This is a genomic window from Pseudomonas sp. GM78 (assembly GCF_000282475.1).
In the GTDB taxonomy this organism is placed as follows: Bacteria; Pseudomonadota; Gammaproteobacteria; order Pseudomonadales; family Pseudomonadaceae; genus Aquipseudomonas.
In genome coordinates this window covers 21627-29450 of sequence record NZ_AKJF01000156.1, presented here as the reverse complement: position 1 = coordinate 29450, position 7824 = coordinate 21627, and the positions used below count along the sequence as shown (strand labels likewise).

The window sequence follows — 7824 nt, the reverse complement described above, 5'->3', positions numbered from 1 at the left end:
GGGGGAGCCAGCCTGCTGGCGATGGACTGTCAGCCACATTGATGTCGACTGACACTCCATCGCCAGCAGGCTGGCTCCCACAAGAGGCGCGCTGGATTGAGGTTCAAGTCATCCTCGACCATCTGCGCGAAGTGGTCGCACCAAGGCTCGACGCCTGTGGTCGCGCAGAAATGCGCGGCCTGCTCGATGCCCTGAGCGGTCGTTTCGTCCCGGCCGGACCCAGTGGCGCGCCGAGTCGCGGTCGCCTGGACGTGCTGCCCACCGGGCGCAACTTCTATTCGGTGGACGTGCGTAACCTGCCGACCACCACCGCGTGGCGCATCGGTTTTCAGTCCGCCAACCTGATTCTCGAACGCCACTTGCAAGACCATGGTGATCACCTGCGTCAGCTCGGCCTGTCGGTCTGGGGCACGGCGACCATGCGCACCGGCGGCGACGACATCGCCCAGGCCATGGCGTTGATGGGCGTGCGGCCGGTCTGGGCTACTGGCAGTCAGCGGGTCGACGACTTTGAAATTCTGCCGCTGAGTTTGCTCGATCGTCCGCGGGTGGACGTGACCTTGCGTGTATCGGGTTTCTTCCGCGATGCCTTCGCCAACCTGATCCGGTTGTTCGATGCGGCCGTGCAGGCGGTCGCCGCGCTGGATGAGCCGGACGACTTGAATCCGCTGGCGGCCAAAGTGCGCACTGAGCGTGAAGCCTTGCTGCAATCGGGGCTCGATGATGAAGCCGCTCGCCGACAGGCCGGTTGGCGCATTTTCGGCGCCAAACCCGGCGCGTATGGCGCAGGCGTACAGGGCGCCATCGATGGTCGCCTGTGGCAGAGCCGCGAGGACCTGGCCGAGGTTTACCTGAATTGGGGCGGCTACGCGTATGGCGGGTCTGACGAAGGCACCACGGCCCGTGAGCAATTTTCCCAGCGCCTGAGCCAGGTGCAAGCGGTGCTGCAAAACCAGGACAACCGCGAGCACGACCTGCTCGATTCCAATGACTACTACCAGTTCCAGGGCGGGATGCTGGCCGCCGTGGAAAGCCTGAGTGGCGAGGCGGCGGCCAGTTATCACGGCGATCATAGCCAGCCAGATTTGCCGAAGATCCGCACACTGAAGGAAGAACTGAACCGGGTCATCCGCTCCCGGGCGGCCAACCCGAAGTGGATCGAAGGGGTCAAGCGGCACGGCTACAAAGGCGCCTTCGAAATGGCTGCGACAGTCGACAACCTGTTCGCCTTCGACGCGACCACCCGGTTGATCGACGATCACCAGTACGCGCTGCTGGCCGATGCCTATCTGCTGGATCCGGACACCCGGGATTTCGTGCGCGAGCATAACCCCCATGCGTTGCGTGATATGACAGAGCGCATGCTCGAAGCGCAACAGCGGGGGATGTGGAAAGAACCGGGGGACTACCGGGAAGCGCTGGAGAACCTGTTGCTGGATATAGAAGAAGACAGCTGAAACGCTTAGGAACCTGTGGGAGCGGGCTTGCCCGCGATGAGGCCGTGTCAGCCACCCTCTATGCTCCATGACACACCGCAATCGTCGGAACGCCGCCCGGAGCAAGCCCGCTCCCACAAGAACTAAGGTGTGAGTGAGATCACCGACCATGACCGAGATTTTATAATGACCGACACCCCCCATTTCCCGCTTTCCGCCGTGGTCGGCGCCGACGATTTGAAACTCGCGCTGTACCTGACCGCCATCGACCCGAAAATCGGCGGCGTGCTGATCGAAGGCCCGCGCGGCATGGCCAAGTCGACCCTTGCCCGCGGCCTGGCGGACCTGCTGGCCAGCGGCCAATTCGTCACCTTGCCCTTGGGCGCCACCGAAGAGCGTCTGGTCGGCACCCTCGACCTCGACGCGGCCCTGAGTGAAGGTCGCGCGCAATTTTCCCCCGGTGTGCTGGCCAAGGCCGACGGCGGTGTGCTCTACGTCGATGAAGTGAACCTGCTGCCGGATCACCTCGTCGATCTGCTGCTCGACGTGGCCGCCAGCGGCACCAATCTGGTTGAGCGCGACGGCATTTCCCATCGGCATTCGGCGAAGTTCGTGCTGATCGGCACCATGAACCCGGAGGAGGGCGAGTTGCGTCCGCAACTGCTCGATCGCTTTGGCTTGAACGTCGCCCTCGGCGGCCACACTGCACCGACGGAGCGCGGGCAGATCATTCGTCGACGCCTGGATTTCGACAGTGACCCGCAACAATTCTGCGTCGAATGGGAGCATCAGCAGCAGTCGTTGCGTGAGCGCTGCCAAACCGCGCGCAGCACCTTGGCGAGCATTCCCCTCGACGATCAAGCCTTGGCGCAGATCACCGAGCGTTGCTTTGCCGCCGGTGTCGATGGCTTGCGCGCCGACCTGGTCTGGTTACGCGCGGCGCGTGCCCATGCGGCCTGGCGCGGCGCGACAGCCATTGGCGAAGTGGATATCGACGCGGTCGCCGACTTCGCCTTGCGCCATCGTCGTCGCGAGCACGCGCCACCGGCACCCCAACAAAACCAGGCCCCATCCAGCCAACAGCCCAACCCGAGCGAAGGTCAGGGCCAGTGGGGCGAAATGCCCGCTCAAGCGCTGCCGGTCGGTGCGCGGCGTGAAGTGCCGAGCTGGCCAAAAAAGCCTTAGGCATTCGCCCTCGACCTGACGCGGGGGCGAATGCCAGACCCCGTGCCGGCCACCTCGATCACGGTAAACAGGGTAAACGTCACGCGGCCCAAAACGGCACGATCAATTGGCCGGGCACCTTACTCAACGGCCGACCACGTCAGCGCCAGGATGTGCTGTTCCAGCTGCGCACGCGCTCGGCGCATGAGCTGTGGCTGGTGATTGTCGACGCGTCGGCTTCGACCCGCCGCCACCAGGCATTGAGTGATGCCAAGGGCCTGTTGGCGCAATTATTCGATGATGCCTACCGCCAGCGCGCGCGCCTGGCATTGCTGACGGCCAGTGGTGCTGCACCTAAGTGGCAGGTGCAGGGGTTGAAGGCATCCAGCGGTTTGGGCCATTGGCTCGACGGACTCGGCGCGGGCGGCGGCACGCCGTTGCTGGCGGCGCTGGGTGAAGCGGCGCTTTGGCTTGGCCTGCGGCAAAAGCGTTTTCCAGAGGAGCAGCAACGCTTGCTGGTGGTGACTGATGGCCGGATGAAGGAGTGGCGGTCGTTACCCGCGCTCGACTGTCGGGGGCTGGTGATCGACATCGAGCGTGGTCCGATTCGCCTTGGGCGCAGCAAGGTATTGGCGGCGCAGTTGCAGTCCGAGTATCGGCATATCGACGAGCTGCTCCCGGGCTGAGCCCTGTGTTGCCTTGCCTGATCGCCAGCAGGCTGGCTCCCACAGTCATTCGGGTGAGCCACAGATTTCATGAGCGCCGGATATCCCCTGTGGGAGCCAGCCTGCTGGCGATGAGGACCCCACCATCAAAGACGAACTCACCAGGTACGCTTCATTCAAGCACCAGGCCTGTCCGGGCCGTTGGAACGGGACTGCGCATCAGCGTTCCGACAACCAACGCACCTAGCAGTCCCGCCAGGCCCGCAACCCACAGCAACAGGCTGAACCCCCCCACGAATGCCGTTCTTGCCAGCGGCTCGACCACAGACCGTGCAGCTTCCGGCACCAGACCCAGCGCCGCCGGCATGTCACCGGCCACCACCCGCGAGGCGATACCCTGGCTGTGCTCGAGCCATTGTCCACCCTGTGCCGCCAGGCCGTCGTGCAGCAACTGTTCGCTGTGCCCCGACAGCAACGCGCCATACACGCCGATGGCCAGCATCACCGCGCTGAAGCGCATGGTCGTACTCATGCCCGAGGCCATGCCGGTACGCTCCCTGGGCACACAGGCCATGATGTTTTTCTGCGTGTCGCCATTGAGCAACCCGGCGCCGGCACCCGTGACTGCAATCGCCAGGGCAAATGGCAGGTATCCGCCGTTATTGACCGCCCAGGCGCTGAGCAAATTGCCGCTGCCCACCAGGGTCAGTCCGATGGCCATCATGTTCGCGGGCGTAACGCGTCCCGCCAGCCGTGCACCGATGCGCGGGAAGATCAACATGGTCAGGGCAAACGGCAACATGCCCAGCCCCGCGGAAATGGCGGTAAAACCCAAACCGTTCTGCAAGTAGAACGGCAGCAGGGTCATCATCACCTGGGCGCACGCGGCGTAGGCAAACATGCCGAGCAACGCGCCGATGAAACGTGGGTAACGGAACAGTTGCAGGTCGATCATCGGCCGCCGCTGCAGGCGCTCTATCACCACGAACAACCCGAGCAACAGCGCACCACCCACCAGGCGTGCGTAGGTGGCAGGGTTGTTCCAGCCGATGCGGTTGGCTTCGATCAGGCCCCAGATCAGGCACAGCAAGCTGGCACTGAAGGCGAGGCTGCCCCACGGATCGAGGCGCGCGGCCTGAGCATCGCGGGATTCCGGCACCGCACGCCAGACCATTAACATCAGGAACAGGCCGATCGGCAGGTTGAGGTAGAAAATCCAGCGCCAGCCCACGTACTCGGCGATCAACCCGCCCAGGGTCGGCGCCGCCGTCATGGCCACGCCCATGCAACCGCCCCAGAACGCCCAGGCCTTGGCCCGTTCGACTTCATCGTGGAAGGTGTGGCCGATGGAGGCGAGCGCTGAGGTCAACAGCAGCGCCGCGCCAACGCCTTTGATCGCGCGGGCAATGTCGAGAAACAGTGCATTCGGTGCGGCACCGCAGCCAACCGAGGCCAGAATGAAAATGCCCAGCCCCCACATCAGGGTTTTCTGTCGGCCGAAACGGTCCGCCAGGCTGCCCGCGGGCAACAGCAATGCGGCAAAGGCCAGCATGTAGGCACTGACCACCCATTCGATGTCGGCGAAGTTCGCCCCCAGGTCCCGGGCGATGCTGGGCAAGGTAACGGCAACGATGTTGGTGTCCAGCACGATCAGCGAGCACACCGCACTGGCGGTTAACAAGGTCAGACGGGGGCTCACCCGGGGTTTGACGGACATGGCAGGGGTTCTCTACTGTGAGGTTCCGTGCAGCTTATCGCTGGCTGGCGATGCCTTTGTTAGGCGCGCACCGTGACTTCATTACCTTTGAGCTAACGCAGCTATGGATATCCGTCACTTTCGCTACTTCCTCGCTGTCGCCCGGCACCGCAACTTCACTCGCGCCGCCGAGCAACTGGGAATTGCACCGCCGACCCTGACCCGGCAAATCCAGGACATGGAGGCGGAATTGGGCGCGCGCCTGTTCCTGCGCCAGGTCCGGGACGTCAGCCTGACCGAGGCCGGCGCGGCGCTGGTGATAGAGGCCGAGGCCACGGTGCGGCAATTCGAGTCGGCGCAACGCAATGCCCAGCGTGCCGGTCGGGGCGATATCGGCCACATCGAACTGGGTTATGTGGCGTCGGCAGTGTATTCGGGGTTATTGCAAAAACAGGTGCAGGGTTTTGCCGGCCAATACCCGGATGTCAGCCTCAATGTGCGGGAAAGTCCCATGGCCAGCCTGCCGAACATGATCCTCGAAGGGCGTTTCGATCTGGGTTACATCCGTTGCCCACTGGCCTTGCCCGAGGGCGTCGAGGGTGTGCGCCTGAGTGATGAAGGCTTTGTGCTGGCATTGCCGGTCGACTCATGGCTCCACCGCTTGCCGGACATCACGTGTGCGAATTTGCACAATGAAAACTTCATTCTTCCCGAACAGGTCATTGGCACCTTGCACGTGGCCAGCCAGGGCGATTTCGTCCCCAGGCTGGGCGCGCAGCCGGGCGGGTTGGTGGCAGTGATTGCCCTGGTTTCCCTTGGCCAGGGCGTGGCAGTGGTTCCGGAGTCTGTGGTGGGGCATGTCAGCTTGCCGAACGTGGTGTATCGGCCGATCCAGGACTGCAATGCGTCGTCGTGGTTGGCATTGGTTCATCGGCGGTTCGAGAAATCACCGGCGGTGCTCCGATATATCGAACGGATCAAGAGGTCGGGTTAGGCTGCGATTTTTTGCTCTACTACAGATCTTGAAATGATTTCAAGCTGTAGGAGTTGTCGCTATCGCCTGTACGATTCAAGTCCTTTTTCCTTTCCAGGACTTGCATGAACGCCCTTACGGAGCCCCCCAGTTATCCTTCCCCCTCGCGCCAACGCGCGGCCTTGATGCACGCGAAACACCCGGTTTTCTGGCGTCCCGATTTCCCTTTAATTGCAGTTCCCCGGCATCAAAGCCGTGCCTTGCCGTGCCCGGCATCCTGAATTCACTGAAGAGATCGAGACATTTTCATGGAATGGTTAGCTGACCCCACCGCGTGGCTGGGCTTGTTGACGTTGATTGTGCTGGAGTTGGTGCTGGGCATCGACAACCTGGTGTTCATCGCGATCCTGGCGGACAAATTGCCGCCCGAACAGCGCGACCGCGCGCGAATCATCGGCCTGTCCCTGGCGTTGCTGATGCGCCTGGGCCTGCTGGCGAGTATTTCCTGGTTGGTAACCCTGACCCAGCCGCTGTTCGAGGTGTTCGACAAGAGCTTCTCGGGGCGTGACCTGATCATGCTGTTTGGTGGTGTGTTCCTGTTGTTCAAGGCGACCATGGAGCTGCACGAACGGCTCGAAGGCCATGTCGGCGAGCGCACGTCCAATACGGCTTACGCGTTGTTCTGGCCTATCGTGGCGCAAATCGTGGTGCTCGACGCGGTGTTCTCCCTCGATGCGGTGATTACCGCGGTGGGCATGGTCGATGAATTGTCGGTGATGATGATCGCGGTGATCATTTCCATCGGCCTGATGATCGTTGCCAGCAAGCCGTTGACCCGCTTCGTCAACGCGCACCCCACGGTGATCATGCTGTGCCTGGGCTTTTTGATGATGATCGGTTTTGCCCTGACCGCCGAAGGCCTGGGCTTCCACATTCCCAAGGGCTATCTGTATGCGGCCATTGGCTTCTCGATCCTGATCGAGGTGTTCAACCAGATCGCCCGGGCGCGACGCAAACGCTCGATGCAGGGCCTGCGACCGATGCGTGAACGCACTGCACACGCGGTGATGCGCATGCTCGGCGGGCGCAAACTGGCGGTGGAAGAGGTCGGTGAAGAAATCGCCGACATGTTGGACGACGGCGAAGCGCAGAGCGAAGAACTGTTCGACCGCCGTGAACGGGTGATGATCAGCGGCGTATTGCAACTGGCCGAGCGGCCGATCCGCAGCTTGATGACCGTGCGTGCCAACGTCGATCACATCGACCTGGCCGACGACCCGCAGACCATTCGCACGCGTTTGATGCATTCGTCCTACTCGCGTCTGCCGCTGATTCGCGACGGCGCGGTGGATGAGCCGCTGGGCTTCGTACACAAGAAGGAGCTGCTGAAGGAGTTCCTGGCCGGCAACCAACCCGATCTTGCACACCTGGCGCGCCAGGCCGTCAATCTGCTGGACAGCTATTCGGTCCTCAATGCCCTGGAGCAGATGCGCAAGGCCTCGACCCACATCGCGTTTGTGGTCAACGAATTCGGTGACTTCGTTGGCGTGCTGACCATGACCGACATCCTCGAATCGATTGCCGGTGAACTCCCCGATGCCAGCGAAATCCAGGGCCCGGACGTGGTCGAGGAGAAGGGCGGCTTCGTGGTCAGCGGCGCGTTGAACCTGATGCGGGTGCGTCAACGCACCGGCTTTGCGGCAGAACCAACCGACGACTATCAAACCCTGGCCGGCCTGGTGGTAAGCCTGCTGGATCGACTGCCGATGATCGGTGACAGCCACGAGTGGGAAGGCTGGCAATTGACCGTCATGTCGGTTGAAGAACGGCGGGTGACGCGGGTGTTTTTGGCGCGGGTTGGCGGGTGATTCAACCCCCAGCCTGAGGGCA

The 7824-nt window shown here is 62.7% G+C and carries 6 protein-coding genes; 5 read left to right on the top strand and 1 reads right to left on the bottom strand.

What is annotated here, in order from left to right; genetic code table 11:
• The 3 genes from PMI35_RS07300 to PMI35_RS0132975 form a co-directional block, all read left to right on the top strand.
• Positions 1 to 1457 (top strand): cobaltochelatase subunit CobN (locus tag PMI35_RS07300; protein WP_008063626.1); only part of this gene is annotated, 1457 nt, incomplete at its 5' end.
• A gap of 165 nt (positions 1458 to 1622) precedes the next feature.
• The gene (locus tag PMI35_RS07305) at positions 1623 to 2621 is read left to right on the top strand and encodes an ATP-binding protein (protein ID WP_008063625.1); all 999 of its coding nucleotides are present in this window, start codon (positions 1623 to 1625) and stop codon (positions 2619 to 2621) included.
• 2 nt (positions 2622 to 2623) lie between these two features.
• On the top strand, positions 2624 to 3286 hold the full coding sequence (locus tag PMI35_RS0132975; RefSeq protein ID WP_032831929.1) for a vWA domain-containing protein: 663 nt from the start codon (positions 2624 to 2626) through the stop codon (positions 3284 to 3286).
• 151 nt (positions 3287 to 3437) lie between these two features.
• Here PMI35_RS0132975 and PMI35_RS07310 read toward each other — a convergent pair whose 3' ends face one another.
• On the bottom strand, positions 3438 to 4982 hold the full coding sequence (locus tag PMI35_RS07310; RefSeq protein ID WP_008063623.1) for an MFS transporter: 1545 nt from the start codon (positions 4980 to 4982) through the stop codon (positions 3438 to 3440).
• A gap of 103 nt (positions 4983 to 5085) precedes the next feature.
• Between PMI35_RS07310 and PMI35_RS07315 the strand changes: the two genes are divergently transcribed.
• Together PMI35_RS07315 and PMI35_RS07320 are read left to right on the top strand one after the other, a co-directional pair.
• Positions 5086 to 5955 carry a LysR family transcriptional regulator gene (locus PMI35_RS07315; RefSeq protein ID WP_008063622.1) on the top strand — a complete coding sequence of 290 codons (870 nt, stop codon included), beginning with the start codon at positions 5086 to 5088 and terminating at the stop codon, positions 5953 to 5955.
• 287 nt (positions 5956 to 6242) lie between these two features.
• Entirely contained in the window at positions 6243 to 7802 is a 1560-nt protein-coding gene (locus tag PMI35_RS07320; RefSeq protein ID WP_008063621.1) for a TerC family protein, read from the top strand.
• The last annotated feature ends 22 nt before the right edge of the window (positions 7803 to 7824 follow it).

Bases quoted from the DNA above. Each gene is read 5' to 3' on its own strand.
- PMI35_RS07305 (WP_008063625.1), top strand. From the start codon at position 1,623: ATGACCGACACCCCCCATTTCCCGCTTTCCGCCGTGGTCGGCGCCGAC.
- PMI35_RS07310 (WP_008063623.1), bottom strand. From the start codon at position 4,982: ATGTCCGTCAAACCCCGGGTGAGCCCCCGTCTGACCTTGTTAACCGCC.
- PMI35_RS07315 (WP_008063622.1), top strand. From the start codon at position 5,086: ATGGATATCCGTCACTTTCGCTACTTCCTCGCTGTCGCCCGGCACCGC.
- PMI35_RS07320 (WP_008063621.1), top strand. From the start codon at position 6,243: ATGGAATGGTTAGCTGACCCCACCGCGTGGCTGGGCTTGTTGACGTTG.